We start from the raw sequence: 25,667 nt of genomic DNA, 5'->3' as shown, positions 1-25,667 counted from the left end.
ACCCCCTATGGACACCTTGCACTTGGACAAACGCCAACGCGCGATGCTCGCCGAAATGGGCGTGCGCGTGTGGTCGCCCATGTCCGAGGCGGCGGTGATGGTTGCGCCTGCGGTGGAAACTTTGGCGGCTGACACGTCGGCATCTGTGCCCGCCGAGGCCGTGATGCAAGCCCATGCAGAAGAAGCGCAAAGCTTTGCTGCTGCCAGCGAGCTGACGACACAAGCCATCGCGAATGCAGCGGGCTATGACACCGCAGCGCGACACATGCCTGCGCCGGCGGCAAAGGCAGAGCCTGCACCCATCGTCATTCAACGCCCCGAAGGCATTGACCAAATGGATTGGTCAGCCTTGCACAACACAGTGTCGACGTGCCAAGCCTGCACCCTGTGCGGCTCGCGCCAAAACACGGTGTTTGGTGTGGGTGCCCCTGCTGCCGAGGGTCAAGCCCCTCAAGTGGATTGGCTCATCGTGGGCGAAGCCCCGGGTGAAAACGAAGACCTGCAAGGCGAGCCTTTCGTGGGCCAAGCGGGCAAGCTGCTCGACAACATGCTGGGTGCGATGAAACTGTCACGCACCGGCGAACGCACGGCAGAGGGCGGTGGCGTGTACATCGCCAACGTGCTCAAGTGCCGCCCCCCTGGCAACCGCAACCCCAAGCCCGAAGAAGTGGCGCAGTGCTTGCCCTACCTCGAGCGCCAAGTGGCCTTGCTCAAACCCAAAATGATTTTGGCCATGGGCCGCTTCGCTGTGCAGGCCTTGCTGCGTGATGCGCAACCCGACGTCGACACCACGCCGCTGGGCAAACTACGTGGCCGCGTGTACCAATATCAAAACGTGCCGGTGGTGGTGACGTATCACCCCGCGTACGTGTTGCGCAACTTGCCAGAGAAGGCCAAGGTGTGGGCGGACCTGTGTTTGGCGATGGCGCACCTTCGCGGGTCTGAATAAGTTTCTTTCGCTGGTTAAGACGACTTTGCCGGCCAAAGCACAGAAGCAATCGCCACCACCATCAGCACAACGGCGGTCCAGTCTTGCCAGTGCAGTACTTCACCTAGCCACCATGCACCGCTGAACACGCCCAACACCGGAATGAACATCACGCTCAAGGTGGAGGCCACAGGTGGTAAGCCACGCGCCAAGGTGAGCCACGCTGCCTGAGCAAACGCAAACACGCCCAAGGCGTTGTAAAGAATCGACCATTGCGTGCTTGGCGCAGGCACTTGCCAGCGGTCTTGCTCAAACACACAGGCCATCACCGTCAGTAGTACCGTGGTCATGGCAGTCATCCAAAACGCAATGGTCAGCGTGGGCACGGGCATCGGTGTGTGGCGCAGGCGCTGCGTGCCATAGGCCCATGTGGACGCAGCCACCAACACCATCAGCACACCCACAGGCTGGCCCGACAAGTGGCTTAGTTCATTCCACAGCAGCAGCAACACGCCAATACCTGCAGCTGCGACACCCAACCATTGCCGCGCACGCAAAGGCGCGTTGAACCAAATCACGCCCCAAATGGCCGAGAAGATGGGCATGGTGTAGCCCAAGATGGCCGCGCGTCCGCTCGACAGCATGGGCAACGCCAAGATCACCAGCACATGCCACACAAACATATTGAACAAAGCCAGCGTGAACAACTCGCGCCAGTGCTCGCGCGGAATGCGAAACGGAATTTTCATCAGCACCAACGCCAAGCCCAGCACAGGCAAGCCGATCAACATCGACAAACTGCGAAACGTGAGCGGTGGAAAACCTGTGACGCCAAACTTCATGATGGGCCAGTTCAAGCCCCACACCAAAGTGAGGGTGATGAGCGTCCAAAGCTGGCGGCGGGTGAGATGAGGCAGGGCTGACATGGCGTGCATGGTAAGCCTTCTAAAATCACCGCATGACCTTCCTTGACATGCTCAGCGCCGCAGAGCGCCAAAACAACTCCATGCTCTGCGTGGGCCTCGATCCCGAACCCACCAAGTTTCCCGATCACATCAAGGGCGATTCGAACAAGATTTACGACTTTTGCGCCGCCATCGTGGACGCCACGGCTGATTTGGTCAACAGCTTCAAACCGCAAATTGCCTACTTCGCCGCGCACCGCGCTGAAGGTCAGTTGGAGCGTTTGATGGAACACATGCGCCGCGTCGCGCCCCATGTGCCGATCATCTTGGATGCCAAACGTGGCGACATTGGCAGCACCGCCGAGCAATACGCCATTGAAGCCTTCGAGCGCTACGGTGCAGACGCGGTCACCCTCTCGCCCTTCATGGGCTGGGACTCGGTGCAGCCCTACTTGAAGTACCACGGCAAAGGCGCGTTCTTGCTGTGCCGCACGTCCAACCCCGGCGGGGACGACTTGCAAAACCAACACCTCGCCTCGGTTGACGGGCAGCCCCGTGTGTACGAGCACATTGCCAAATTGGCCCAAGGCCCGTGGAACCTTAACGGCCAATTGGGTTTGGTGGTGGGCGCAACCTACCCCAAAGAAATTGAGCGTGTGCGTGAACTTGCACCCACAGTGCCTTTGCTGATCCCAGGTGTGGGTGCACAAGGTGGTGATGCGGTGGCTACCGTCAAAGCTGGTTTGCGTGTGAGCGGCGACACGACCACCGGCCCCATCATCGTCAACTCATCGCGTGCGGTGCTCTATGCGTCCAAGGGCGCAGACTTCGCGCAAGCCGCTCGCCAAGTGGCCGAACAAACGCGCGCGACTTTGGAAGCGGCCAAGGCGGCCTAAGCTTTCCTTGTGCAGGTCGCTCACGCAGCCGCGTGAGGTGGCTTGCTCCACAACGCCAACCCCCGCTGCGCCTTGCTCAGGTCCGAGGGCGTGAGCGCTATCACCCCATTGGGCGTGTGGCGCAGCGCATCGGCCAAGGCGTTCAGCGCGGTGTCGGGGCCGCTGAGCAGCTCTAGCTCCAACTCCAAAATCGCTTCGCTCAAGTCCGTGCCCGGCACGGTGATGTGGCCTTGGTCGAGCGCCACTTCAATGCTCGCGCCTGCGTGGCTCACCACCCAGCTGTGGCGTTCAAAGTCGGTGCGAAACAACGGCTGCAACTCGGCGCGCAGCGCCATCAGCTGGGCGGCCAAGGCGCTGTCGGTCACCAGTGCCGCAAAGTCCAACGCGCCGGGCGTGGTGGGGCCTTCCCACTCTTGGCGGCGCGACACGCCGTGCGCGCTTTGTCCCGCCGTCTTGACCGTGAGCAACCACTGATCTCCCGCCAACCGCTCGCGCACCGCCATGCGCGCCGCTTTGAGCGCGAGGCTGGGCGTGTCGAAATACGTGTTGCGCAGCCACTGCACTTTAGGCGGCGTGGCCAGCAGCGGGTGCGCCAGCAGAGCGGGCACATCGTGGGCGAGCAGGGTGAGCTTGAGTTCGGTTTCGGTGGACATGGCTGGTTAAGTTATGACCTCAGCAAACGCTTCAAATACTTCCCCGTAAAGCTATCCGGATTAGCCGCCAACTCCTCCGGCGTGCCCACGCCCACCACCGTGCCGCCACCGCTACCGCCTTCGGGGCCCATGTCAATCAGCCAGTCTGCGGTTTTGATGACGTCTAGGTTGTGCTCGATGATGACGATGGTGTTGCCCGCGTCGCGCAGGTGTTGCAGCACTTTCAGCAGCAGAGCAATGTCGGCAAAGTGCAGGCCCGTGGTGGGCTCGTCCAAGATGTAAAGGGTGCGGCCGGTGTCGCGCTTGCTCAGCTCTAGCGCCAGCTTGACGCGCTGCGCCTCGCCGCCCGACAGCGTGGTGGCGGCTTGGCCGAGTTGAATGTAGGAGAGGCCCACATCCATCAAGGTTTGCAGCTTGCGCGCAATGTTGGGCACAGCGTTGAAGAACAGCAAAGCGTCTTCCACCGTGAGGTCCAAGATCTGCGCGATGTTTTTGCCTTTGTACAAAACCTCTAGCGTTTCGCGGTTGTAGCGCAGACCGTGGCACACGTCGCAGGGCACGTACACGTCAGGCAAGAAGTGCATTTCCACTTTCACCATGCCGTCGCCTTGGCAGGCTTCGCAGCGGCCACCGCCACTGCCCGCAGGCACGTTGAAGCTAAAGCGCCCTGGGCCGTAACCGCGTTCGCGGGCGGTGGGCACTTCGGCCATCAGCTCGCGAATGGGGGTGAACAGGCCCGTGTACGTGGCGGGGTTGCTGCGCGGTGTGCGGCCAATGGGCGACTGGTCGACGTTGATGACTTTGTCAAAGTAGTCGAGGCCGGTGATCTCGTCGTGCGCGGCAGGCTCGTCATGCGCGCGGTGAATGGTGTGCGCCGCCGCGGTGTACAGCGTGTCGTTGACGAGCGTGGATTTGCCCGAGCCCGACACACCGGTGACGCAGGTGAGCAAGCCCACGGGGAAATCAGCCGTGACGTTTTTGAGGTTGTTGCCCCGCGCCCCGCTGATGCGGATGACTTGGTGTGCAGGCGCTGTTTTGTCGAGCTTGCGTTGCAGGGCGAGTTCGTCAGGCGGCACAGGCAAAAACGGCTGGCGCGTTTTGGGCACGTCAATGCGCAGCACTTGAGCCAAGTATTTGCCTGTGGGCGAATTGGGGTTGGCTTCCACCTCGGCGGGGGTGCCTTGGGCCATCACGCGGCCGCCGTGCACGCCCGCGCCGGGGCCCATGTCTACGCAGTAGTCGGCGGCGCGAATCATGTCTTCGTCATGCTCCACCACGATGACGCTGTTGCCAATGTCACGCAGGTGTTTGAGGGTGTCGATGAGTCGGTCGTTGTCGCGCTGGTGCAGGCCAATGCTGGGTTCGTCCAACACATACATCACGCCGGTGAGGCCAGAGCCAATTTGACTGGCTAAGCGAATGCGTTGCGCTTCGCCGCCGCTCAGCGTGTCGGCGCTGCGGTCGAGGCTGAGGTAGTTCAAGCCCACGTCGTTGAGGAACTTCAAGCGTGAGGCAATTTCGCGCACCACTTTGTCGGCAATCTCGGCTTTTGCGCCGTGCAGCTGCAGCGTGTTGAAGTAGCCAAAGCATTCGCCCAGCGTGGTGTGGCTGATGTCGTAAATGCCGCGCATTTGGTCGCCTTCGCCCACGCGCACATGGCGTGCTTCGCGGCGCAGGCGCGTGCCTTCGCACGACGTGCAAGCGCGCACCCCGCGATAGCGCGAGAGGTCTTCGCGCACCACGGGGGAGTCGGTCTCGCGGTAGCGGCGCTCCATGTTGACCAAGATGCCCTCGAAAGGATGCTTCTTGGCCATCTTCTTGCCGCCATCTGCGCCGTAGTTGAATTTGATTTCTTCGTCGCCCGAGCCATACAGCAGCACTTGGCGTACCTCGGGGCTGAGGTCTTCAAACGGTTGGTCGAGGTCAAACTTGTAGTGCTTGGCCAAGCTCTCAATCAGGCTGAAGTAGTGGCCGTTGCGGCGGTCCCAGCCTTTGATGGCTCCGCTGCCCAGGCTCAGTGACGGAAACGCCACCACACGCGTGGGGTCGAAAAAGTCTTGATGGCCCAAGCCGTCGCACGCAGGGCAAGCGCCCACGGGCGAGTTGAACGAGAACAGGCGCGGCTCCAACTCGCTGATGGTGTAGCTGCACTGCGGACAGGCAAATTTGGCGTTGAAGGCGTGCTCTACGCCCGTGTCCATCTCCAGCGCAATGGCGCGGCCTTCGGCCAGGCGCAGCGCGGCTTCAAAGCTCTCGGCCAAGCGCTGGCGCAGGCCGGGTGTGGGCGGGGTGACGGCCACGTCGCCCACGCTAGGCGCGACTGGCGCTACGGGGGCGGTAGGCGCTTCGTGGCGCACTTTGATGCGGTCCACCACCACGTCAATGTCGTGCTTCTCGGTTTTCTTCAGCTCGGGCAGGTCGTCGTATTCGTACACCTGGCCACCAATGCGAAAGCGCACATAGCCTTGCGCTTGCAGCTGGTTAAACACCTCGCTGTATTCGCCCTTGCGGTCGCGCGCGATGGGCGCGAGCAGCATGAGCTTGGTGTCTTCGGGCAGGGCCATGACGGCGTCCACCATCTGCGTCACGCTTTGCGATTGCAGCGGTAGGTTGTGGTCGGGGCAATAGGGCGTGCCAGCGCGGGCAAACAGCAGGCGCAGGTAGTCGTGAATTTCGGTCACCGTGCCCACGGTGGAGCGCGGGTTGTGGCTGGTGGCTTTTTGCTCAATGCTGATGGCGGGCGACAGGCCTTCAATCAGGTCCACATCGGGCTTGTCCAAGCGGCCCAAAAACTGGCGGGCATAGGCCGAAAGACTTTCCACATAGCGGCGCTGGCCTTCGGCATACAGCGTGTCAAACGCGAGGCTCGATTTGCCCGAGCCCGACAAACCTGTGATGACCACCAGCTGGTTGCGCGGAATGTCGAGGTCGATGTTTTTCAGGTTGTGCGTGCGCGCCCCGCGAACGCTGATGTGTCGCAAAGCAGAAGGGTGGTGGCCTAAATAAGCGCCGTCGTTGGGGGATGTCACGGTTTTGGGTCCATCAAAGGGCAACCCGCCATGATAGTGGGCGGCAAGCGCGGACGCGAATGCGGGGCTAGATGTTTTGCGGCGAGGTGGGACACAAGCAAGCGTTCGCTAGTGGATGGAGAATGATTTTGTAATAAAAAGTAATGACATATCGAGTAGAGTGAGCCGGATGCTGTGAACAAAACAAAGAGCCCTTCATATGATTACCCTGCACACCTTCGGCCCCGCATTCGGCCAACCCGATCCCAGCCCTTTCGTGATGAAGGCGATGGCATTGCTCAAGCTGTCTGGCTTGCCTTACACCACAGACGTGTTTGCGGGCGGCCCCAACCTTGGCCCCAAAGGCAAGCGCCCGTTCATCGTGGATGACGGGGTGACGGTGGCTGACTCGACATTGATTCGCTTGCATCTGGAGCAAAAGTACGGGCTTGATTTAGACGCGCATTTGACCCCGCAGCAAAAGGGTGTGACGTGGGCGGTGGAGAAGATGTGCGAAGAGCACCTGTATTTCGCTGTGGTGTATTTCCGTTGGATGGTGGACGAGAACTTCAACAAAGGCCCAGCGACTTTCTTTAACAAAGTGCCTGCGCTGATTCGCCCCTTGGTTCGCACGGCCATGAGAAACAAAACTCGCAAGATGCTGCACGCCCAAGGCATGGGGCGACACAACGAGGCTGAAATTGCGCAGTTGGCTTGCCGCGACATTGACGCGCTGGCTCAAGTGCTGGGCGATGCCGATTGGTTGGGTGGCGCATCGCCTTGTGCGGCAGATGCCAGTGCGGGCGCTTTTGTGCTCGCATGTCTGTGCGAGCACTTTGACACGCCACTGTTGAGACAGGCTAAGTTGCACAAAAATCTTGTGTCGTATGCCCAGCGTGTCCAAAGCCGTTTCTTCGCGTAACGAAAAAAGAAATTTGATTTATCAAAAATTGTACATACAATGTAAATATGATTAAGTTCGAGTGGGACGCTGCCAAAGCGACTGCGAATCAAAAGAAGCACCAAGTTTCTTTCGATGAAGCGAAATCAGTTTTTTATGACGAATTTGCGGTGCAGTTTTTTGACGAAGAGCACTCCTCGGATGAGGCACGTTTTTTGATGCTGGGCATGAGCTCAGGCGCTAGATTGCTGCTCGTTTGTCATTGTGAGCGCCAAGGGGGTGAGGTGGTCCGCATCATCTCGGCGCGCCAAGCAACCAAACGCGAGCGTGTGTTTTACCAAGGTGGCTGACATGAAAGCTGAATACGATCTCTCCAAACTGAAGGCTCGCAAAAATCCATATGCGTCCAAGCTGAAAAAGCCCGTGACCATGCGACTTTCAGAGGATGTAGTGGATTACTTTAAAAGCATGGCCGAGGAGTCAAATATTCCTTACCAAAGCTTGATCAATTTGTACCTTCGTGATTGTTTGGCCAATCACCGCAAGTTAGAAATCAAATGGCCCCAAGCCGTTTAACGGCTGAGTAGACGACTGCTCCTTGTCTCGGGTGGCGGTTCAGAATGCGGGACAATCGCAGGCTGTGACGATGAATCTGACCCCCGACCCAACCCTAGACGACAGCCCCACGATGACGGCCACCGAGCGCCGTGCGAGTGGCACGCTCGCGTCCATCTTTGCCCTGCGCATGTTGGGTTTGTTTTTGGTGTTGCCCGTGTTTGCGCTGGAAGCGCGCAAGTACCCCGGTGGCGACGACCCCGCACTCATTGGCATGGCCATGGGCATTTATGGCCTGACGCAAGGCATTTTGCAAATTCCGTTTGGTGTGGCGTCTGACCGCTTGGGGCGCAAACGGGTGATTATTTTTGGTTTGCTGGTGTTTGCTTTGGGCAGCTTGATTGCTGGCAGTGCCGACACCTTGACGGGCTTGTTGGTTGGCCGTTCTGTGCAGGGTGCGGGCGCTGTGTCTGCGGCGGTCACGGCGTTGTTGGCTGACCTCACACGCGACAACGTGCGCACCAAGGCCATGGCGCTTGTGGGTGCCAGCATTGGCCTGATGTTTGCGCTGTCGTTGGTGGTGTCGCCGGTGATTGCAGCGCACATCGGGTTGTCTGGCTTATTCGTGCTGACGGCCGTGCTGGCGCTGCTTGGCACCGCCGTGGTGGTGTGGGGCGTACCGGCTGAGCCTGTAACGCACAAAGATGCCGCCCGTGGTGGCCTGCGCCAAGTGATGTTCAACACTGCGCTGCTGCGCCTGAACATTGGTGTGTTTGTGTTGCACGCGGTGCAGCTGGCCATGTGGGTGGCGATTCCTGCTTTCTTGGTGCAAGCCGGGTTGGCTAAAAACGACCACTGGCAAATTTATTTACCTGCCGTGTTGGGCTCATTTCTCTTGATGGGCGGCGTGTTTGCGTTAGAGCGCCGTGGCTTTTTGCGTGCTGTGTTTTTAAGCGCCATCGCTTTGATTGCTCTGGTGCAAGTGGCGCTGTTGTGGGTGTCGTCTGGCGCACCCAGCGTGACTTGCTTGGCGTGGTTGTTGTTTGCGTTTTTTTGCGGCTTCAACGTGCTTGAAGCCACGCAGCCCAGCTTGGTGTCGCGCATTGCGCCCGCCTCGTCGCGTGGCGCGGCGATGGGGGTGTACAACACGCTGCAATCGTTGGGCTTTTTTGCGGGTGGCGTGATGGGCGGGCAACTCGTCAAAAGCTACGGGACACAAGGCCTGTTTTTAACTTGCGCGGCACTCATGGTGCTGTGGCTGGTGGTAGCTTGGCCTATGGTGGCCCCCAAGCGTGTGGCCCATTCTGCAAAGACCCCATAATTAGCCCCTATCTGGAGGAATATACATATGGCATCCGTTAACAAAGTCATCCTCGTCGGCAACTGCGGCCGCGACCCCGAAGTGCGCTACCTGCCCAGCGGCCAAGCCGTGGCCAACGTGAGCGTGGCCACATCAAGCCGCCGCAAAGACAAAAACAGCGGCGAGATGATTGAAGACACACAGTGGCACCGCGTCACGTTCTATGACCGCTTGGCCGAAATCGCTGGCGAATACGTCAAAAAAGGCCGTCCCATTTACGTGGAAGGCCGCCTGAAATACGGCGTGTACACCGACAAAACCACAGGCGTGGAAAAAAACACCGTGGACATCATTGCCACTGAATTGCAACTCTTGGGCGGCCGTGAAGGCATGGGCGGCCCCAGCGGTGGTGGTGACGAAGGCGGCTACAGCCGCCCAGCAGCACCTCGTGCTGCTGCAGCGCCAGCAGCGCAACGCCCCGCAGCGCCTGCGCCAGCCAAAGGCGGCTTTGATGACATGGATGATGACATCCCCTTCTGACACGCAGCTAAGTTAAATTCATCAGTAAAGCCATGTCAGCGATGAGCTGACATGGCTTTTTTAGTGCAGCATTAACAATACTTAATTAAAAATAGTTACATATATTTACAATCTAAAGCTTTAAAAATAAGCCTTGAAGGATTGGTACATGTGGCTGGCTCAGATAAGAACACCTCTGAACTGGGGCTGTCACATTTGGCTTTGGTGTTTCATCACTGCTGCCTCTGTCTCCGCGCAAACGGCCCCTAAGGCAGAAGCTGCACCAGCTGTTAAAGCCGAAGCTAAAAAAGTGGTGAAAGAAAAAGCTGCTGTGGTGAAGACGGATGCCACTAAGAAAGCGGAAGCCAAAGTGCCAGCTGCTGCAGCTGTCATCAAGTAAAGCCAACGCGGCATCAAGGTCGCGGGCAACTCAGGCAGGGGTTGCGCTCAGCGCTGCAGCGCTGGCAATGACCCCGCCGCCCATACATACCTCTCCGTCATACAACACAGCCGATTGGCCGGGTGTGACGGCCCACTGAGGATCATCAAAGGCGAGCACCAGCTCGCCTTTGTCGTTGTAGCTCAGCTCGCAAGGCGCATCTGTTTGGCGATATCGGGTTTTGGCAGCGTAGCGGCCCGGCGCTGGCTGATGCGGTGCGCACCAGCTCAGGTCGTCGGCATGCAACGAGCTGTAAAGCAACCAAGGGTGATCGTGGCCTTGCACCACGTACAAGGTGTTGGTGGCCAAGTCTTTGCGGGCTACAAACCAAGGCTGGTGTTCACCGCCACCACGCTGAGCGCCTTTTTCTTTGAGGCCGCCAATACCCAAGCCCTGGCGTTGGCCGAGTGTGTAAAAACTCAAGCCCACATGCGTGCCAATCTTGCGACCGCGTTCGTCTTTGATAGGGCCGGGTTCGTTGGCAATGTAGCGGTTTAAAAACTCACGGAACGGACGCTCGCCAATGAAGCAGATGCCAGTGGAATCTTTTTTCTTGGCGTTGGGCAAACCAATGTCATCCGCGATGCGGCGCACTTCTGTTTTGTGTAACTCGCCGACGGGGAACAAAGTTTTAGACAGTTGCGCTTGGTTCAAGCGGTGCAAAAAGTAGCTTTGGTCTTTGCTGGGGTCCAAACCTTTGAGCAGCTGAAACTCACCATTCACTTCGCGCACGCGGCAGTAGTGGCCAGTGGCAATTTTTTCAGCGCCTAAGCGCATGGCGTGGTCTAAGAACGCTTTGAATTTGATTTCGGCGTTACACAAAATGTCGGGGTTAGGTGTGCGCCCGCCTTGGTACTCGCGCAAGAACTCGGCAAACACGCGGTCTTTGTATTCAGCGGCAAAGTTGACGTGTTCAATCTCAATGCCAATCACGTCGGCCACGGCAGCGGCGTCCACGAAGTCGATGTTGGACGAGCAGTATTCGCTGTCGTCATCGTCTTCCCAGTTTTTCATGAAGATGCCGACGACGTCGTAGCCTTGCTGCTTCAACAGGTAGGCGCTGACGGCAGAGTCCACGCCGCCGCTCAAGCCCACCACCACACGTTTGTTATTTGCCATGCGGCAATTATCCCTGTGCGGGATTCAACACACTGGGGTCGGTGTAGATCATGCTGAGTGGAAAGCGCTGGCCTGCCAAGTGGTCTTCCATGCAGCGCAACACCAACGGGCTTCGCAGGCGGTGCACATTGGCGCGAATTTCGTCGGGTGTCATCCACAGCGTTCGCACGATGCCTTTGTCAAGCTGTGCGCCTGGCACTTGCTCGCCCAGTTCGCCGCAAAACGCGAGGCGGAAGTAGGTCACGTCTTCTGCGGCACGGCCTTCACGTGCGGGGCGCTGCAACCGGGAAATGTAGATACCCACAAGCTCTGTGGGTTTAAAGGTGTGTGTGGTTTCTTCCAGTGCTTCGCGCGCACAGCCGTCTTCGGGGGACTCGCCTGGGTCTAGGTGGCCAGCAGGGTTGTTCAGGCGCAAGCCTTCAGGCGTGTGCTCTTCAATCAAGAGGTAACGACCCTCGCGTTCAATGATGGCGGCGACGGTGACACTGGGCTTCCAACGTTTGTTCATTTGCGCATTATCTTTCGGGTTAATCCGTCCCAGAATTTCTGTCAAAGTCGTGTAACCTTGCGCCACTCTGACAAGAACAAAGACATCCAAAGAGGGGCGACTATGAATTCCGCACAAAAACCATGGCTCAGCGCATACCCAGAGGGCGTGCCAGCAGAAATTGACACCAAGGCTTACAGCTCATTGGTGGACTTGATGCAGGAAAGTTTTCGTCAATACGGGCAACGCACAGCGTTCAGCTTTTTGGGCAAAGATCTGAGCTATGCCGAGCTCGATCGCTTGAGCCAAGTGTTTGCCGCGTATTTGCAAAGCTTGGGTTTGGTGTTTGGCGATCGTGTGGCCATCATGCTGCCGAATGTGTTGCAGTACCCCATTGCTGTCGCCGCTGTGTTGCGTGCAGGTTTCGTGGTGGTCAATATCAATCCGCTTTACACCTCTCGCGAACTTGAGGCGCAGCTCAAAGACTCTGACGCCAAGGCCATCGTTGTGCTTGAGAATTTTGGCGCCACGCTGCAAGAGTGCTTGGCGCGAACCCATGTCAGGCATGTGGTGCTGTGTGCCATGGGCGATCGGTTGGGGTGGCTCAAAGGCATGTTGGTCAACCATGTGGTGCGCAATGTCAAGAAAATGGTGCCCAATTTCCAATTGCCGACAGCCGTGAGGTTCAATGAGGCGTTGGCTTTGGGCGAGCGATGTGCGTTGACGCTGCCTGAAATTCATAGCGACGATCTGGCCGTGCTGCAGTACACAGGCGGAACCACTGGGGTGGCCAAAGGTGCAGAGCTGTTGCATCGCAACTTGATTGCCAATATGTTGCAAGCGTCTGAATGGTGCGGCCCTGCGCTCAAACGGATTCCTGCAGATGAAATTCCTACGTTCATTTGTGCCTTGCCGCTGTATCACATCTTCGCGTTCAACGTGAATTTACTGTCGTGCATGCGCATGGGTGGATGCTCGGTGCTTATTCCCAATCCGCGCGATTTGCCAGCCGTGCTCAAGGAGCTGACCAAGCACCGTTTTCATATCTTCCCAGCGGTCAATACCTTGTTCAATGCGTTGGCCAATCACCCAGATTTCAACAAAGTCGATTGGTCTCACTTGCAAGTGTCTTTGGGTGGCGGTATGGCCGTGCAAGGGCCGGTGGCAAAGTTGTGGCTTGAGAAAACAGGCTGCCCTATCTGCGAAGCTTATGGTTTGTCTGAAACCAGTCCTGCCGCTAGCAGCAACCCCGTGACGAGCAAGGTGTTCAACGGCGCAATTGGTGTGCCGTTGCCCAGCACAGACATGAAGATCATTGACGACGAGGGCAACGAAGTGCCGGTGGGCACGCCCGGTGAAATCGCCATTCGTGGCCCCCAAGTAATGGCTGGTTATTGGCAGCGTCCCGACGAAACCGCACGCGTGATGACGGCGGATGGTTTCTTCAAATCAGGCGATGTGGGCGTGATGGACGAACGCGGCTTCTTCCGCATCGTGGATCGCAAGAAAGACATGATTTTGGTTAGCGGCTTCAACGTCTACCCCAACGAGGTGGAAGAGGTGGTGGCTGGTATGCCTGGCGTGATGGAGTGCGCTGTCATTGGCATTCCAGATGAGCACTCCGGCGAAGCCGTCAAGTTGGTGGTGGTCAAAAAAGACCCTGCCCTGACAGAAGAACAAGTGATGGAACATTGCCGTCACAACCTGACCGGTTACAAGCGCCCCCGTGTGGTGGAGTTCCGTACAGAGTTGCCCAAGACTCCCGTGGGCAAAGTGCTGCGCCGCGAATTGCGCGACAAACCCGCAGCATGAGTCGCATCGCGCTGGTCAGCGCCATGCACGAAGAGCTGGCCGCCGTGTTGGCGCGCATGCCCGACGAGCAAAAGGTGGTGGTTGCCGGCCGCGAGTTTTGGGTGGGCCACTGGCATGGCCACGAGGTGGTGGCTGTGCTCAGCCGCATCGGCAAAGTGGCCGCAGCCACCACGGCCACGGTGCTGATTGAACGTTTTGGTGTGAACCGCATGGTGTTCACCGGCGTGGCGGGCGGCTTGGCCGCGCAAGCGCACGTGGGCGATGTGGTGTTGGCCACCGAGCTGATTCAACACGATATGGATGCCTCGCCTTTGTTCCCTCGCCACGAGGTGCCTCTGACTGGCATGACACGTTACCCCACCGACCCTACGCTCACAGCCGCTTTGCGCAGCGCAGTGCCCCAGGCTTTGCAAGATGTGGTGGCGCATTTGCCGCGCAGCGAATGGTTGGGGCTTGATTTAGACAAGGCCCGTGTGCATGAGGGCTTGGTCATCAGCGGCGACCGCTTTGTGGCGACCACGGCTGAGAGTACGGCGTTACAACGTGAGTTGCCCGATGCCTTGGCCGTGGAAATGGAATGCGCCGCGATGGCGCAGGTGTGCCACGATTATGGCGTGCCGCTGGCGGCGGTGCGCACCATTTCCGACCGCGCGGACGATGCCGCGCATGTGGACTTTCCCAAGTTCATTCAAACCATCGCCAGCCGTTACAGCGTGGCCGTGTTGGACCGGCTGCTGGCCCAACTTCCTGTTTGATTGCCAGTTTGAATTACTTGAGCCAGCCGCGTTTGCGGAAGTACCACATGGGCACCAAGGCGCTGGCAATCATCAGCCCCAGAGCCATTGGGTAACCCCACGTCTTGTCGAGCTCGGGCATGTGTTGGAAGTTCATACCGTAGATGCTGGCAATCAAGGTAGGCGGCAGCAAGGCGACGCTGGCCACCGAGAAGATCTTGATGATCTTGTTTTGGTTGATGTTGATGAAACCGACGGTCGCGTCCATCAAGAAGTTGATCTTGTCAAACAAGAAAGCCGTGTGGTTGTCGAGCGACTCAATATCACGCAAGATTTGACGGGCTTCTTCAAACTGGTCGGCGTTGAGCATGCGCGAGCGCATCATGAAGCTCACCGCGCGGCGGGTGTCCATCACGTTGCGGCGAATGCGGCCGTTCAAGTCTTCTTGGCGGGCGATGGCGCCCAGCACTTCACCGGCCAATTCGTCGGTCACGTCTTCAGAGAGCACCAACTTGCCAGCTTTTTCCAGCTGGTCGTAAATGTCTTCTAGGGTGTCGGCTGAATATTCGGCGTCGGCGTCAAACAGCTTGAGCAACACGTCTTTGGCGTCTTCAATCAGGCCAGGCGCACGTCGGGCGCGCATGCGCAGCAAGCGAAATACGGGCACGTCTTCATCGTGAATAGAGAACAGCACGCCTTGGCTTTTGAGGGCCGAGTTGTTTTGGTTCAAGATGAATGCGACGCGTTCGGTGCGGGGCTGGTCTTCGTGCGCGATCAAAAAGTCGCTGCGGATGTGCAGCTCGCCGTTGTCTTCTTCGTAAAAACGGGCGGATTCTTCGATGTCCTCGTCCATCGCGTCTTCGGGGATGGAGAGGCCGTAGTACTGCTTGATCCAGCGTTTTTCCTCAAGCGTTGGCGCTTCGAGGTCAACCCAGATGGGGCGGAATTTGGAGAGTTCTTCCAGCGACTCGATCTCTTCTTGGAAGAGACGACCGTTGGCCAGCGTGAAGATATTGAGCATGGCAGTCCTTGCGCGTGGGGCACAGAAATTCGAAGGGTGAAAAATGCAGCTTTCGAATTCGCGCAGCGCTTAAAGGGCCTGATGCGATCCGAAAGCTACCGACTAGGGTAGGTTTCCAAGGAGATAGCTCCGCTGTTGATGTGGATCAGATTATCGCACCGTAGCGGTGCCCTCTAGGGGTTTTCCGTAGTGGGTTTTTGATCGGTTTTTGAGTTCTACCCATTGCCTTTTCCCAAGGCTAGGGGCATAGTGAAAGCGCTAACTCACCAATGGAGGTTTTTATGAACTTGACGATCAGTGGTCACCATCTTGAAGTAACTCCCGCCTTGCGCACCTATGTGGAAGGCAAGTTAGACCGCATAACCCGACATTTCGATCAAGTGGTGGACGTGAAGGTGCTGCTTAGCATTGAGAACCAAACCGAGAAAGAGCGTCGTCAAAAGGCCGAATGCAATATCCACGTCAAAGGCAACGACATGTTTGCCGAAAGCGCGCATGAAGACATGTACGCCGCCGTGGACGAGCTGATGGACAAACTGGACCGACAGGTGGTCAAACACAAAGACCGTTTACAAAACCACCACCATGCCAGTCCGAAGCGCCTGATGTAAGCAGGTACAAACTTCTCAAAACCGCCGGAATCCGGCGGTTTTGTCGTTTTGGGGCTTGTTATTTTGTAGGTGCATAATCTGCGCTCAATCATGAACCGCCTAGCTTCCATTCTTCCTGCAGCACAAGTTCTTGTGCATGTTGAGGTCACCAGTAAAAAGCGCGCCTTTGAAGAGGCGGGCTTGCTATTTGAAGGCCTCCATGGCCTCAACCGCGCCTTGGTGGCCGAGAGCTTGTTTGCGCGAGAGCGCTTGGGCTCGACGGGCCTGGGGCATGGCGTGGCGATTCCACATGGCCGCATCAAGGGCTTGAAGTCTCCCATGGCCGCTGTGTTCCAGTTGGAGCAAGCCATTGGCTTTGACGCGCCCGATGAAAAACCAGTGAATCTGTTGATCTTTTTGTTGGTGCCTGAGGCGTCAACACAGAAGCATCTGGAAATCTTGTCTGAAATCGCCGAGCTGCTGAGCGACACGGGCTTGCGCGAAAAAATCAAAACCTGCGATGACGCGGCGGAACTCCACCGCATCATCTCCACCTGGAACGCGGTGCAGTCGTGAGGCCATCGGTCATCAGCGCGGATGTGCTGTTTGAAGCCTTCCGCGGTCGTTTGCGTTGGGAATGGATTGCCGGGTTAGGCGCGTCAGAGCGTCACTTTGACGAAGTTGCTGTACGAAGCGCCCGTTCAGGCGCTGATTTGGTGGGCTATCTCAACTACATCCATCCTTACCGTGTGCAGGTGATGGGTGAGCGTGAGGCCAATTACGTTAGCAAAGCCTCTCCTGAAGACAGCGCACGTCGTATTGCCCGGATCGTGACGCTTGAGCCGCCGATGTTGGTGTTGGCCGATGGGCAGCAGCCTTCAGAAGCGTTGGTGGCCATGTGCGAACGTGCACAAATTCCATTGTTTGCCACACATGAGTCGGCGGCGTTTGTCATCGATTTGTTGCGTGCCTATTTGTCCAAACACTTTGCCGATCGCACCACCATGCACGGTGTGTTCATGGATATTTTGGGCTTGGGCGTGATGATCACGGGCGAGTCTGGTTTGGGCAAGAGCGAGCTGGGCTTGGAGTTGATTTCTCGCGGCAACGGCTTGGTGGCTGACGATGCGGTGGATTTGTACCGCATCAACCAAACGACCGTAGAGGGCCGTTGCCCAGAGCTGCTTCAAAACTTGCTCGAAGTGCGTGGCATTGGCTTGTTGGACATTCGGGCCATTTTTGGCGAGACAGCTGTGCGCCGCAAAATGCGCCTCAAGCTCATCGTCCATTTGGTGCGCAAAGAGACCCTAGAGCGCGATTACGAGCGCTTGCCGCATGAGCCTTTGACCCAAGATGTGTTGGGTGTGCCGGTTCGCAAAGTGGTGATTCAAGTGGTGGCCGGTCGAAACATTGCGGTGTTGGTGGAGGCTGCGGTGCGCAACTCCATCTTGCAGTTGCGAGGTGTGGACACTTACCAAGAATTCATCGCCCGTCACCAACGCGCAATGCAACAAGGCTAAGCCTTATGACTACAGCGGCGCAGCCCCGCCGCTACAATGAACGCATCCTAGCCACAGCGCCTTTTTCGGCCTTTCACACCATGTTTGAATCTTGTCGAAATGCTTCGAAATTTTTGGGGCACCCACGTCGCATGGTCGCCTTGTCGTCCTTGCTGGTTTGCTTGGGGCTTGTCGCATGTTCGACCGAAGTGATTTACAAGCCAGAGGTTGTGCAGGGTAACTTTGTGTCACGCGAACAAGTGCAAGCTTTGCGTGCCGGCATGCCGCGCCAGGCTGTGCGCGATGTCTTGGGGACTCCCTTGGTTACCAGCTTGTTCCATGCCGATCGCTGGGACTACGCTTTCACCATTCGCCGTCAGGGTGCTGAGCCACAGCAGCGTCGTTTCAGTGTGTTTTTCAAGGGTGATCATTTAGACCGTGTGGAGGGTGATCCATTGCCAACTGAGGCAGAGTTTGCGGCACGGCTCGACACACGTCGCGCGCCCGTTAAGTTGCCCGAACTCAAAGCCAGTGAGGCTGATTTAGCCAAATTCCCGGCTAAAGCCACACCGAGTGCACCTCAGCCCGCAGCGCCTGCTGCCCCCGTTTCTTATCCGTCGCTCGAAGCGACCCGTTGAAGACTGAAAGAGCCTACCCATCATGGCCCCAACTCCTGAAATTTTGAAAATCGCCATCGCTGGCGCAAGTGGTCGCATGGGCCACATGTTGATTGAGGCGGTGCGCAACGATCCCACCTGTCAATTGGCGGGCGCTTTGGATGTGCCTTCAAGCCCCGGTATTGGCAATGACGCCACCGGATTTTTGGGTCAAGCCAGTGGCGTCAACATTGAGGCGGATGTGCGCAAGGGTTTGCAAAACAGCCAAGTACTGATTGATTTCACACGCCCTGAAGGTACGCTGGCGCATTTGAAAATTTGCCGCGAATTGGGCGTGAAGTTGGTGATTGGCACAACAGGTTTTACAGACGAACAAAAAGCAGAAATCGCCGACGCTGCCAAAGACATCGCCATCGTCATGGCCCCCAACATGAGCGTGGGTGTGAATGTGACTTTGAAGTTGTTGCAAATGGCTGCCCAAGCCATGCCCACAGGCTACGACATTGAAATCATCGAAGCCCACCACCGCCACAAGGTAGATGCCCCATCAGGCACTGCTTTGAAAATGGGCGAGGTGATTGCCGACGCCATTGGCCGCGACCTCAAAGATTGCGCCGTTTATGAGCGTTATGGTCACACCGGTGAACGCGACCCTTCGACCATCGGCTTTTCCACCATTCGTGGCGGTGACATCGTGGGTGATCACACCGTGTTGTTCGCCGGGATTGGTGAGCGCATTGAAATCACGCACAAATCATCCAGCCGCGCCACGTATGCGCAAGGCAGTTTGCGTGCGGCCAGTTTCTTGGCGAACAAGAAGACCGGTCTGTTTGACATGTTTGATGTATTGAATCTGCGTTAATCGGCATGGACTTTTTTTCTGCAGCCCTGCAAGGTGATGCGCTCAGTGCGACGTTGGCGTTGGCTTTGTTGGTCATGTCGGTGGCCAGCTGGACGGTTATTTTTTACAAAGCATGGCTGCTGCATCGCGTGAGCGCGGATGTTGTTCAGGCGAAAGCTGCTTTTTGGCAGGCGCGTGATGTGCAACAAGGGCTTCAAGCATTGGCATCTGTCGAGCGCATCGCCGTCTTGTTGCCTTTGGCGCAAGCCAATCAGCAACTCATGCCAGGCACCCTAGGCGCACAAGGCGATGTGTCGGCCCAACGCACCCGCGTGTTGCGCGATGCCTTGCATGGCGTGTTGCACCGTTTGCAGTCAGGGCAAGTGCTGTTGGCCACCGTTGGTTCTACTTCTCCGTTTGTGGGTTTGCTCGGCACGGTGTGGGGGATTTATCACGCACTGACAGGCATCGCCACGGCGGGTCAGCTCACCATCGAACGCGTGGCTGGTCCTGTGGGCGAAGCCTTGGTCATGACCGCCGCAGGTTTGGCTGTGGCTTTACCCGCTGTGCTTGCCTTTAATGTGATGGGTCGTGTCATCAACCGCTTGGAGCAAGAGCTAGAAGGCTTTGCCCACGATTTGCGAGCGCTCTGATGGCCTTTGGACGTTTTGAGCGCACGCCTGGGCAAACGCCCATGAGCGATATCAACGTCACCCCTTTGGTCGATGTGATGATGGTCTTGCTGGTCATCTTCATCATCACCGCGCCACTCATGGTCAGCGCCTTGAAGCTGGATTTGCCTAAGACTGAGGGCGCACAGGCCAGCAGTGCGCCGCCGCGATTCATCAAGCTCAGCATCGATGCCAAAGCCAAGGTGTATTTGGACGACACGGCGGTGACGCTGGACGAGCTCAAGCGCAACCTCAACGCCCAAGCCTCCAAGGCTTTGGCCATGGACCACGGCGAATTGCCTGAAGTTCAGCTGCGTGCCGACGAGCGCGTGCCCTACGGCAAAGTGGTCGAAGTCATGGGCTTGGCGCAACAAGCTGGCATGAGCCGCATTGGCTTTGTGATCGAGCGGAAGCAGCCCTCGGCCCAGCCCTGATTTGCCCCCGAACCAAGCCTAAAATCTAGGCTTGATGCGCCTTGGCTGTTTAAGGCGCCGCTCCCCGCACAAGACGGGGTTCTCTGACTGATTCCATGCAAGACAAATACAACCACACCGAGGTCGAACGCGCCGTTCAAGCCGCTTGGGCCCAAGCCGACGCTTACCGCGTGACCGAAGACGCGTCCAAGAAAAAGTTTTACGCCTGCTCCATGCTGCCTTACCCCAGCGGCAAGCTGCACATGGGCCATGTGCGCAACTACACCATCAACGACATGCTCACGCGCAACCTGCGCATGAAGGGCTACAACGTGTTGATGCCTATGGGCTGGGACGCCTTTGGCTTGCCCGCCGAAAACGCCGCCCTCAAAAACGGCGTGCCACCTGCCAAGTGGACCTACGAAAACATCGCCTACATGAAGAAGCAAATGCAGGCGATGGGTTTGGCCATCGACTGGTCACGCGAAGTGGCTACCTGCGATGCGACGTATTACAAGTGGAACCAGTGGCTCTTCTTGAAGATGCTCGAAAAAGGCATCGCCTATCGCAAGACCCAAGTGGTGAACTGGGACCCGGTCGACCAAACTGTATTGGCCAACGAGCAAGTGATTGACGGCCGTGGCTGGCGTACCGGCGCGTTGGTGGAAAAGCGCGAGATTCCTGGCTACTACCTCGACATCACACGCTACGCACAAGAGTTGCTTGACCACGTACAAATGGGCAACGACAAAGCCACCTTGAACGGCTGGCCCGACAAAGTGCGCTTGATGCAAGAGAACTGGATTGGCAAGAGCGAGGGTGTGCGCTTTGCGTTCACGCACGACATTGCGGGCGCAGACGGTGCGCTCATTGGTGACGGCAAGATGTATGTGTTCACCACACGTGCTGACACCATCATGGGTGTCACTTTTTGTGCGGTGGCTGCCGAGCATCCACTCGCGTTGCACGCCGCGGCAAGTAATCCCGCCTTGGCTGCCTTCCTCGAAGAATGCAAGAGCGGTGGCACGACCGAAGCCGAGTTGGCCACGCAAGAGAAGAAGGGCATGCCCACGGGCTTGTTCGTCACGCATCCACTGACTGGCGCGAAGGTCGAAGTGTGGGTGGGCAACTATGTGCTCATGTCGTACGGCGACGGCGCGGTCATGGGCGTGCCTGCGCATGACGAACGTGACTTTGCGTTTGCTTTGAAATACGACTTGCCGATCCAACAAGTGGTGTCGGTCAAAGACCAAGCCTTCAACAACAAAGAATGGCAAGAGTGGTACGGCGACAAGCAAAGCTGCGTGTGCATCAACTCTGGCGAACTCGATGGCCTGAACCAAAAAGCTGCCGTCAACAAAGTGGCCGAGCTGCTCGCCGCCAAAGGCTTGGGCGAGAAGAAAACGACATGGCGTTTGCGCGACTGGGGCATCAGCCGTCAACGCTACTGGGGCACCCCAATCCCAATCATCCATTGCGACGAACACGGTGCTGTGCCTGTGCCTGAAAAAGACCTGCCCGTGGTGCTGCCGCAAGACTGCATCCCCGATGGCTCTGGCAATCCGTTACACAAACACGAAGGCTTTCACGCCGGTGTGACTTGTCCCGTGTGCGGCAAACCCGCCCGCCGCGAAACCGACACGATGGACACCTTCGTGGACTCGTCGTGGTACTTCATGCGCTATTGCGACCCCACCAACACCGACGCGATGGTGGCCGAGGGTGCGCAGTACTGGGCGCCGATGGACCAATACATTGGCGGCATTGAGCACGCGATTTTGCATTTGCTCTACGCACGCTTCTGGACCAAGGTCATGCGCGACATGGGCTTGGTCAAAGTGGATGAACCCTTTACCAAGCTGCTCACGCAAGGCATGGTGCTCAACCACATTTACTCACGTCGTACTGCCAAAGGCGGCAAAGACTATTTCTGGCCACACGATGTCGAGCACGTGCTCGACGACGCAGGTAAGGTGGTGGGCGCTAAGCTCAAAAACGCCGCTGAGAGCAGCGACGGCTTGCTACCTGTGGGCACTGCCATCGACTACGAAGGCGTGGGCACCATGTCGAAGTCGAAGAACAACGGCGTGGATCCGCAAGACTTGATTGAGCGCTATGGCGCAGACACTGCGCGTCTGTACACCATGTTCACCGCGCCGCCCGAAGCCACGCTGGAGTGGAACGATGCAGCGGTGGAAGGTAGCTACCGCTTCTTGCGCCGTGTGTGGAATTTTGCACATAAGCACGAAGTAACACTTAAAGCTGCCACCGCTGGCGACTTGAGTGCCGCCAAAGCACGCAAAGAAGCCGCCGATTTGCGTCGCGAAATGCACATGGTGTTGAAACAAGTCAGCTACGACTACGACCGCATGCAATACAACACCGTGGTGTCGGGTTGCATGAAGTTGCTCAACGCCTTGGAAGACTTCAAAGCCGATGGCAGCGAAGGCGACAACGCTGTGTTGTGTGAAGGTGTGTCTGTTTTGCTGCGCATGCTCTATCCCGCATGTCCGCATATCACCGCCAACTTGTGGGTCGAGTTGGGCTACGCTGCCCGATTGGGTGATTTGTTGGACACGGCATGGCCTGAAGTGGATGAGAGCGCCTTGCAACGCGATGAGTTGGAATTGATGCTGCAAATCAACGGCAAGCTTCGAGGTTCCGTCATGGTTAGCGCAACGGCCAGCAAAGAGCAAATCGAGCAAGCGGCTTTGGCTACCGACGCTTTCATCAAGCAAGCCAATGGCGCTGCGCCTAAAAAGGTCATCGTTGTGCCAGGCCGCTTGGTCAACATCGTTGTTTAAAGGCTGATATGCAAACCACACGCCGATCTTGGTTGACGTTCACTGCGCTTGCTGCGGGGCTGGCGGGGTGTGGTTTTGAGTTGCGTAAGCCACCTCGTTATGCCTTTGAGACGCTCTACAACTCAATTCCAATCGTTTCGCCGTTTGGTGTGAAACTGACGCGCGCCCTAGAGGGTTCAGGACAGGTGGAGGTCATCACTGATCCCCGACAGATCGAACGCGCACAAGTGATCTTCGATCAATTGTTTGAGTTAAGAGAAAAAGTCGTTGTAGGTCGCACAGCAACCGGTGCGATTCGCGAATTTCAATTGCGTTTGCGCTACCGTTTCCGAGTTCGCTCACGCAATGGCATTGAACTGATTCCCGATACGGAAATTTTGCTGACTCGCGACATCAACTTCAACGAAACAGGCGCCTTGTCTAAAGAGTCAGAAGAGGCACTGTTGTACCGCGACATGGAAAACGATTTGGTGTTGCAAATCCAGCGACGCTTGGCCTCGATCCGAAAAATCTAATCATGCAAGTCGCCAGCGCTCAATTTGCCAACCATTTGCAAGCGCAGGCGAGCAAGGGTTTGCGCAGCCTGTACACCTTTCATGGTGATGAGCCACTGCTGCAGCAAGAAGCGTTAGACGCACTGCGTCACACCGCACGCGCACAGGGCTACACCGAGCGCAGTGTGTACACCGTGGCAGGTGCCCACTTTGATTGGGGCGAGGTGTTGGCTGCAGGCGGCTCAATGAGTTTGTTTGCCGACAAGCAGCTCATTGAAATTCGTATTCCCTCGGGCAAGCCCGGCAAAGAAGGCAGCGCTGCATTGCAACAAATTGCAGAGTTGGCGGTTGGCAATGACAGCACGCTGACCGTGGTGCTGCTGCCGCGTCTGGATAAAGCGACCAAAAGCTCAGCGTGGTTCAGCGCGTTAGAGAACAACGGCATCAGCGTGCAGATTGACCCGATCGAACGCCATGCACTACCCACTTGGATTGCGCAGCGACTAGGCGCACAACAACAACGTGTGGCAGCTGGCGAAGCGGGGCAACACACCTTGCAGTTTTTTGCTGAGCGTGTGGAAGGTAACTTGCTGGCTGCACACCAAGAAATTCAAAAGCTCGCGCTCTTGTACCCAGAGGGCGAATTGAGCTTTGAACAAGTGGAGCGCGCGGTGTTGAATGTGGCGCGTTACGACGTGTTCAAGCTCTCAGAGGCTGTGCTCAGTGGGCAGCCCCTGCGCGTGCAGCGCATGCTCGATGGTTTGAAGGCCGAAGGCGAAGCCGAGGTGCTGGTGCACTACACACTGGCCGAAGAGATCCGCGCCTTGAAGCGTGTGAAAGATGCTGTGGCATCTGGCAAAGCTTTACCGATGGCCTTGCGCGAGCAGCGCATTTGGGGTCCGCGCGAGCGCTTGTTTGAACGCGTGTTGCCGCGCTTGAGCGTGGGCATGCTCGAAAAATTGTTGCAGTCGGCCCATCAGGTTGACGGCATTGTCAAAGGTTTGAAAACGCCAGAATGGCCCGCAGATAACTGGCAGGCCTTGCACCGTTTGGCCATGCGTTTGTGCCGCGCTTGTATGCCGCGCAATGCTTAACTAGGAAACACACATGACAACTCTCAATGTTGCTGAACACATGCACGCGATGGGCGCACAAGCCAAAGCTGCGTCTGCGCAAATGGCCAAAGCCTCTGCTGCCGTCAAGAACGCCGCGTTGCGCAAACTCGCTGCCTTGCTGCGCGAGAACATCGATTCGCTTCAAGTTGACAATGCCAAAGACATAGAACGCGCCATCGCTGCGGGCCTTGATGCGCCGATGGTGGACCGTTTGAAGCTCACGCCCAAAGTGTTGGAAACCTGCGCACAAGGCTGCGAGCAGCTCGCCGCCATGCCTGACGTGATTGGTGAAATCATTGGCATGAAGCAGCAACCCAGCGGCATTCGCGTTGGACAAATGCGTGTGCCCTTGGGCGTGTTCGGCATGATTTTCGAAAGCCGTCCTAATGTGACGATTGAAGCGGCATCTTTGTCCATCAAGAGCGGCAACGCGTGCATTTTGCGCGGCGGCTCAGAAGCGATTGATTCCAACAAGGCATTGGCCAAGTTGGTGCAGCAAGCATTGAGCGAAAGCGGCTTACCCACCGATGCCGTGCAACTGGTACAGACCACCGACCGCGAAGCTGTGGGTCACCTCATTGCTATGCCTGAGTTTGTGGATGTCATCATTCCGCGCGGTGGCAAAGGCTTGATCGAGCGCATCAGCCGTGAAGCCAAGGTGCCTGTCATCAAACACTTGGATGGCAATTGCCACACTTATGTGGACGACCCTTGCGACATCGATATGGCCGTTGTTGTGGCTGACAACGCCAAGACGCAAAAGTACAGCCCTTGCAACGCCAGCGAAAGCTTGGTGGTGGCGCGTGGTGTGGCGGCAGAATTTTTGCCAAAGATTGGTGCGATCTACGCTGCCAAAGGTGTGGAGATGCGTTGCTGCCCAGAAGCCAAAGCCATCCTCACGCACGTCAAAGGCGCGAACCTCAAAGACGCAACCGAGCAAGATTGGTTTGAAGAATATTTAGGTCCCATCATCAGCGTGAAAGTGGTGGATGGTTTGGATGCAGCCATTGCGCACATCAACCATTACTCCAGCCATCACACCGAGTCCATCCTCACGCGTGATCACATGCATGCCCAGCGCTTTTTGCGTGAGGTCGATTCGTCGAGCGTGATGGTCAATGCCAGCACCCGCTTTGCAGATGGTTTTGAATACGGTTTGGGGGCTGAAATAGGCATTTCAACCGACAAATTCCACGCGCGCGGCCCCGTGGGCATTGAAGGCCTGACTTCGTTGAAATACGTGGTGTTGGGTCAAGGCGAAATTCGCGTTTAAACCACATTTATTCAAGGGGCCGCCCTCTAATGAGGGCATCAAACAACGGTCCTAAAATGACCTCCAACTTCTA

General features: G+C 57.3%; 27 protein-coding genes. 21 read left to right on the top strand and 6 right to left on the bottom strand.

Annotation, left to right across the window (positions count from 1 at the left end):
- The first annotated feature begins 7 nt into the window (after positions 1-7).
- Positions 8-949, top strand: coding sequence for a uracil-DNA glycosylase (locus QMG27_RS12180; RefSeq protein ID WP_281811685.1), 942 nt, complete (start codon positions 8-10; stop codon positions 947-949).
- A 14-nt stretch (positions 950-963) separates the two neighbouring features.
- Here QMG27_RS12180 and QMG27_RS12175 read toward each other — a convergent pair whose 3' ends face one another.
- Positions 964-1,863 (bottom strand): EamA family transporter, encoded by a 900-nt coding sequence (locus QMG27_RS12175; protein WP_281811683.1) that lies wholly within the window; start codon positions 1,861-1,863, stop codon positions 964-966.
- A 23-nt stretch (positions 1,864-1,886) separates the two neighbouring features.
- On the opposite strand from QMG27_RS12175, the gene pyrF reads away from it, so the two are divergent.
- Positions 1,887-2,729 carry an orotidine-5'-phosphate decarboxylase gene (gene pyrF, locus QMG27_RS12170; RefSeq protein WP_281811682.1) on the top strand — a complete coding sequence of 281 codons (843 nt, stop codon included), beginning with the start codon at positions 1,887-1,889 and terminating at the stop codon, positions 2,727-2,729.
- A gap of 20 nt (positions 2,730-2,749) precedes the next feature.
- Here the strand turns inward: pyrF and QMG27_RS12165 are convergent, their stop codons facing one another.
- Together QMG27_RS12165 and uvrA are read right to left on the bottom strand one after the other, a co-directional pair.
- Positions 2,750-3,382, bottom strand: coding sequence for a CYTH domain-containing protein (locus QMG27_RS12165; RefSeq protein WP_281811680.1), 633 nt, complete (start codon positions 3,380-3,382; stop codon positions 2,750-2,752).
- A gap of 11 nt (positions 3,383-3,393) precedes the next feature.
- On the bottom strand, positions 3,394-6,363 hold the full coding sequence (gene uvrA, locus QMG27_RS12160; protein ID WP_281814663.1) for an excinuclease ABC subunit UvrA: 2,970 nt from the start codon (positions 6,361-6,363) through the stop codon (positions 3,394-3,396).
- A gap of 247 nt (positions 6,364-6,610) precedes the next feature.
- On the opposite strand from uvrA, the gene QMG27_RS12155 reads away from it, so the two are divergent.
- The 6 genes from QMG27_RS12155 (at position 6,611) to QMG27_RS12130 (ending at position 10,065) form a co-directional block, all read left to right on the top strand.
- Entirely contained in the window at positions 6,611-7,312 is a 702-nt protein-coding gene (locus QMG27_RS12155; RefSeq protein WP_281811678.1) for a glutathione S-transferase family protein, read from the top strand.
- A 47-nt stretch (positions 7,313-7,359) separates the two neighbouring features.
- Positions 7,360-7,641, top strand: coding sequence for a BrnT family toxin (locus tag QMG27_RS12150; protein WP_281811676.1), 282 nt, complete (start codon positions 7,360-7,362; stop codon positions 7,639-7,641).
- A 1-nt stretch (position 7,642) separates the two neighbouring features.
- Positions 7,643-7,867 (top strand): BrnA antitoxin family protein, encoded by a 225-nt coding sequence (locus QMG27_RS12145; RefSeq protein ID WP_281811674.1) that lies wholly within the window; start codon positions 7,643-7,645, stop codon positions 7,865-7,867.
- A gap of 112 nt (positions 7,868-7,979) precedes the next feature.
- A complete protein-coding gene (locus tag QMG27_RS12140; RefSeq protein ID WP_281814661.1) occupies positions 7,980-9,167 on the top strand; it encodes an MFS transporter in 1,188 nt (395 codons plus the stop codon).
- A 27-nt stretch (positions 9,168-9,194) separates the two neighbouring features.
- Positions 9,195-9,686, top strand: coding sequence for a single-stranded DNA-binding protein (gene ssb / locus QMG27_RS12135; RefSeq protein WP_281811672.1), 492 nt, complete (start codon positions 9,195-9,197; stop codon positions 9,684-9,686).
- A gap of 133 nt (positions 9,687-9,819) precedes the next feature.
- On the top strand, positions 9,820-10,065 hold the full coding sequence (locus QMG27_RS12130) for a hypothetical protein (RefSeq protein WP_281811670.1): 246 nt from the start codon (positions 9,820-9,822) through the stop codon (positions 10,063-10,065).
- 30 nt (positions 10,066-10,095) lie between these two features.
- On the opposite strand, the gene mnmA is transcribed toward QMG27_RS12130, so the two are convergent.
- Positions 10,096-11,223, bottom strand: a complete 1,128-nt coding sequence (gene mnmA / locus QMG27_RS12125; RefSeq protein WP_281811668.1) for a tRNA 2-thiouridine(34) synthase MnmA — start codon at positions 11,221-11,223, stop codon at positions 10,096-10,098.
- Positions 11,224-11,230: 7 nt separating this feature from the next.
- The gene (locus QMG27_RS12120) at positions 11,231-11,731 is read right to left on the bottom strand and encodes an NUDIX hydrolase (RefSeq protein ID WP_281811666.1); all 501 of its coding nucleotides are present in this window, start codon (positions 11,729-11,731) and stop codon (positions 11,231-11,233) included.
- A gap of 102 nt (positions 11,732-11,833) precedes the next feature.
- Between QMG27_RS12120 and QMG27_RS12115 the strand changes: the two genes are divergently transcribed.
- Both QMG27_RS12115 and QMG27_RS12110 read left to right on the top strand, forming a co-directional pair.
- The gene (locus tag QMG27_RS12115; RefSeq protein WP_281811664.1) at positions 11,834-13,522 is read left to right on the top strand and encodes a long-chain-fatty-acid--CoA ligase; all 1,689 of its coding nucleotides are present in this window, start codon (positions 11,834-11,836) and stop codon (positions 13,520-13,522) included.
- Entirely contained in the window at positions 13,519-14,277 is a 759-nt protein-coding gene (locus tag QMG27_RS12110; RefSeq protein ID WP_281811662.1) for a 5'-methylthioadenosine/adenosylhomocysteine nucleosidase, read from the top strand. The genes QMG27_RS12115 and QMG27_RS12110 overlap by 4 nt, the downstream gene beginning before the upstream one ends.
- A gap of 13 nt (positions 14,278-14,290) precedes the next feature.
- On the opposite strand, the gene corA is transcribed toward QMG27_RS12110, so the two are convergent.
- The gene (corA, locus tag QMG27_RS12105) at positions 14,291-15,277 is read right to left on the bottom strand and encodes a magnesium/cobalt transporter CorA (protein WP_281811660.1); all 987 of its coding nucleotides are present in this window, start codon (positions 15,275-15,277) and stop codon (positions 14,291-14,293) included.
- Between the two features lie 281 nt (positions 15,278-15,558).
- Here corA and raiA point away from each other — a divergent pair, with 281 nt between their 5' ends.
- From raiA to QMG27_RS12050, 11 genes are all read left to right on the top strand, one after another.
- Positions 15,559-15,888 carry a ribosome-associated translation inhibitor RaiA gene (gene raiA / locus QMG27_RS12100; RefSeq protein WP_281811658.1) on the top strand — a complete coding sequence of 110 codons (330 nt, stop codon included), beginning with the start codon at positions 15,559-15,561 and terminating at the stop codon, positions 15,886-15,888.
- Positions 15,889-15,978: 90 nt separating this feature from the next.
- On the top strand, positions 15,979-16,443 hold the full coding sequence (locus tag QMG27_RS12095) for a PTS sugar transporter subunit IIA (protein ID WP_281811656.1): 465 nt from the start codon (positions 15,979-15,981) through the stop codon (positions 16,441-16,443).
- On the top strand, positions 16,440-17,387 hold the full coding sequence (gene hprK, locus QMG27_RS12090) for an HPr(Ser) kinase/phosphatase (protein ID WP_281811654.1): 948 nt from the start codon (positions 16,440-16,442) through the stop codon (positions 17,385-17,387). Before QMG27_RS12095 ends, hprK begins: the two co-directional genes overlap by 4 nt.
- An 80-nt stretch (positions 17,388-17,467) precedes the next feature.
- Positions 17,468-18,004, top strand: coding sequence for an outer membrane protein assembly factor BamE (locus QMG27_RS12085; RefSeq protein ID WP_281811652.1), 537 nt, complete (start codon positions 17,468-17,470; stop codon positions 18,002-18,004).
- A 22-nt stretch (positions 18,005-18,026) separates the two neighbouring features.
- Positions 18,027-18,845 (top strand): 4-hydroxy-tetrahydrodipicolinate reductase, encoded by an 819-nt coding sequence (gene dapB / locus QMG27_RS12080; RefSeq protein ID WP_281811650.1) that lies wholly within the window; start codon positions 18,027-18,029, stop codon positions 18,843-18,845.
- A 5-nt stretch (positions 18,846-18,850) separates the two neighbouring features.
- Positions 18,851-19,477 carry a MotA/TolQ/ExbB proton channel family protein gene (locus tag QMG27_RS12075; protein ID WP_281811648.1) on the top strand — a complete coding sequence of 209 codons (627 nt, stop codon included), beginning with the start codon at positions 18,851-18,853 and terminating at the stop codon, positions 19,475-19,477.
- Positions 19,477-19,929, top strand: a complete 453-nt coding sequence (locus tag QMG27_RS12070) for a biopolymer transporter ExbD (RefSeq protein WP_281811646.1) — start codon at positions 19,477-19,479, stop codon at positions 19,927-19,929. Before QMG27_RS12075 ends, QMG27_RS12070 begins: the two co-directional genes overlap by 1 nt.
- Positions 19,930-20,024: 95 nt before the next feature.
- Positions 20,025-22,712, top strand: coding sequence for a leucine--tRNA ligase (gene leuS, locus QMG27_RS12065; protein WP_281811644.1), 2,688 nt, complete (start codon positions 20,025-20,027; stop codon positions 22,710-22,712).
- Between the two features lie 8 nt (positions 22,713-22,720).
- Positions 22,721-23,227, top strand: a complete 507-nt coding sequence (gene lptE / locus QMG27_RS12060; protein ID WP_281811642.1) for an LPS assembly lipoprotein LptE — start codon at positions 22,721-22,723, stop codon at positions 23,225-23,227.
- A 2-nt stretch (positions 23,228-23,229) separates the two neighbouring features.
- A complete protein-coding gene (gene holA, locus QMG27_RS12055) occupies positions 23,230-24,300 on the top strand; it encodes a DNA polymerase III subunit delta (protein ID WP_281811640.1) in 1,071 nt (356 codons plus the stop codon).
- Between the two features lie 13 nt (positions 24,301-24,313).
- Positions 24,314-25,594 (top strand): glutamate-5-semialdehyde dehydrogenase, encoded by a 1,281-nt coding sequence (locus QMG27_RS12050; RefSeq protein ID WP_281811638.1) that lies wholly within the window; start codon positions 24,314-24,316, stop codon positions 25,592-25,594.
- The last annotated feature ends 73 nt before the right edge of the window (positions 25,595-25,667 follow it).

The organism is Limnohabitans sp. MORI2, from assembly GCF_027925025.1.
GTDB lineage: Bacteria > Pseudomonadota > Gammaproteobacteria > Burkholderiales > Burkholderiaceae_C > Limnohabitans.
This window is presented reverse-complemented; position numbering and strand designations above follow the sequence as displayed.

Excerpts from the sequence above, each read along its gene's own strand:
- QMG27_RS12145 (WP_281811674.1), top strand. The coding sequence starts at position 7,643 with ATGAAAGCTGAATACGATCTCTCCAAACTGAAGGCTCGCAAAAATCCA.
- holA (WP_281811640.1), top strand. The coding sequence starts at position 23,230 with ATGCAAGTCGCCAGCGCTCAATTTGCCAACCATTTGCAAGCGCAGGCG.
- mnmA (WP_281811668.1), bottom strand. The coding sequence starts at position 11,223 with ATGGCAAATAACAAACGTGTGGTGGTGGGCTTGAGCGGCGGCGTGGAC.
- QMG27_RS12095 (WP_281811656.1), top strand. The coding sequence starts at position 15,979 with ATGAACCGCCTAGCTTCCATTCTTCCTGCAGCACAAGTTCTTGTGCAT.
- raiA (WP_281811658.1), top strand. The coding sequence starts at position 15,559 with ATGAACTTGACGATCAGTGGTCACCATCTTGAAGTAACTCCCGCCTTG.
- QMG27_RS12150 (WP_281811676.1), top strand. The coding sequence starts at position 7,360 with ATGATTAAGTTCGAGTGGGACGCTGCCAAAGCGACTGCGAATCAAAAG.
- QMG27_RS12165 (WP_281811680.1), bottom strand. The coding sequence starts at position 3,382 with ATGTCCACCGAAACCGAACTCAAGCTCACCCTGCTCGCCCACGATGTG.
- corA (WP_281811660.1), bottom strand. The coding sequence starts at position 15,277 with ATGCTCAATATCTTCACGCTGGCCAACGGTCGTCTCTTCCAAGAAGAG.
- dapB (WP_281811650.1), top strand. The coding sequence starts at position 18,027 with ATGGCCCCAACTCCTGAAATTTTGAAAATCGCCATCGCTGGCGCAAGT.
- leuS (WP_281811644.1), top strand. The coding sequence starts at position 20,025 with ATGCAAGACAAATACAACCACACCGAGGTCGAACGCGCCGTTCAAGCC.
- ssb (WP_281811672.1), top strand. The coding sequence starts at position 9,195 with ATGGCATCCGTTAACAAAGTCATCCTCGTCGGCAACTGCGGCCGCGAC.
- QMG27_RS12175 (WP_281811683.1), bottom strand. The coding sequence starts at position 1,863 with ATGCACGCCATGTCAGCCCTGCCTCATCTCACCCGCCGCCAGCTTTGG.
- lptE (WP_281811642.1), top strand. The coding sequence starts at position 22,721 with ATGCAAACCACACGCCGATCTTGGTTGACGTTCACTGCGCTTGCTGCG.
- QMG27_RS12120 (WP_281811666.1), bottom strand. The coding sequence starts at position 11,731 with ATGAACAAACGTTGGAAGCCCAGTGTCACCGTCGCCGCCATCATTGAA.
- QMG27_RS12115 (WP_281811664.1), top strand. The coding sequence starts at position 11,834 with ATGAATTCCGCACAAAAACCATGGCTCAGCGCATACCCAGAGGGCGTG.
- QMG27_RS12070 (WP_281811646.1), top strand. The coding sequence starts at position 19,477 with ATGGCCTTTGGACGTTTTGAGCGCACGCCTGGGCAAACGCCCATGAGC.
- QMG27_RS12180 (WP_281811685.1), top strand. The coding sequence starts at position 8 with ATGGACACCTTGCACTTGGACAAACGCCAACGCGCGATGCTCGCCGAA.
- pyrF (WP_281811682.1), top strand. The coding sequence starts at position 1,887 with ATGACCTTCCTTGACATGCTCAGCGCCGCAGAGCGCCAAAACAACTCC.
- QMG27_RS12140 (WP_281814661.1), top strand. The coding sequence starts at position 7,980 with ATGACGGCCACCGAGCGCCGTGCGAGTGGCACGCTCGCGTCCATCTTT.
- QMG27_RS12155 (WP_281811678.1), top strand. The coding sequence starts at position 6,611 with ATGATTACCCTGCACACCTTCGGCCCCGCATTCGGCCAACCCGATCCC.
- QMG27_RS12085 (WP_281811652.1), top strand. The coding sequence starts at position 17,468 with ATGTTTGAATCTTGTCGAAATGCTTCGAAATTTTTGGGGCACCCACGT.
- QMG27_RS12050 (WP_281811638.1), top strand. The coding sequence starts at position 24,314 with ATGACAACTCTCAATGTTGCTGAACACATGCACGCGATGGGCGCACAA.
- QMG27_RS12075 (WP_281811648.1), top strand. The coding sequence starts at position 18,851 with ATGGACTTTTTTTCTGCAGCCCTGCAAGGTGATGCGCTCAGTGCGACG.
- QMG27_RS12110 (WP_281811662.1), top strand. The coding sequence starts at position 13,519 with ATGAGTCGCATCGCGCTGGTCAGCGCCATGCACGAAGAGCTGGCCGCC.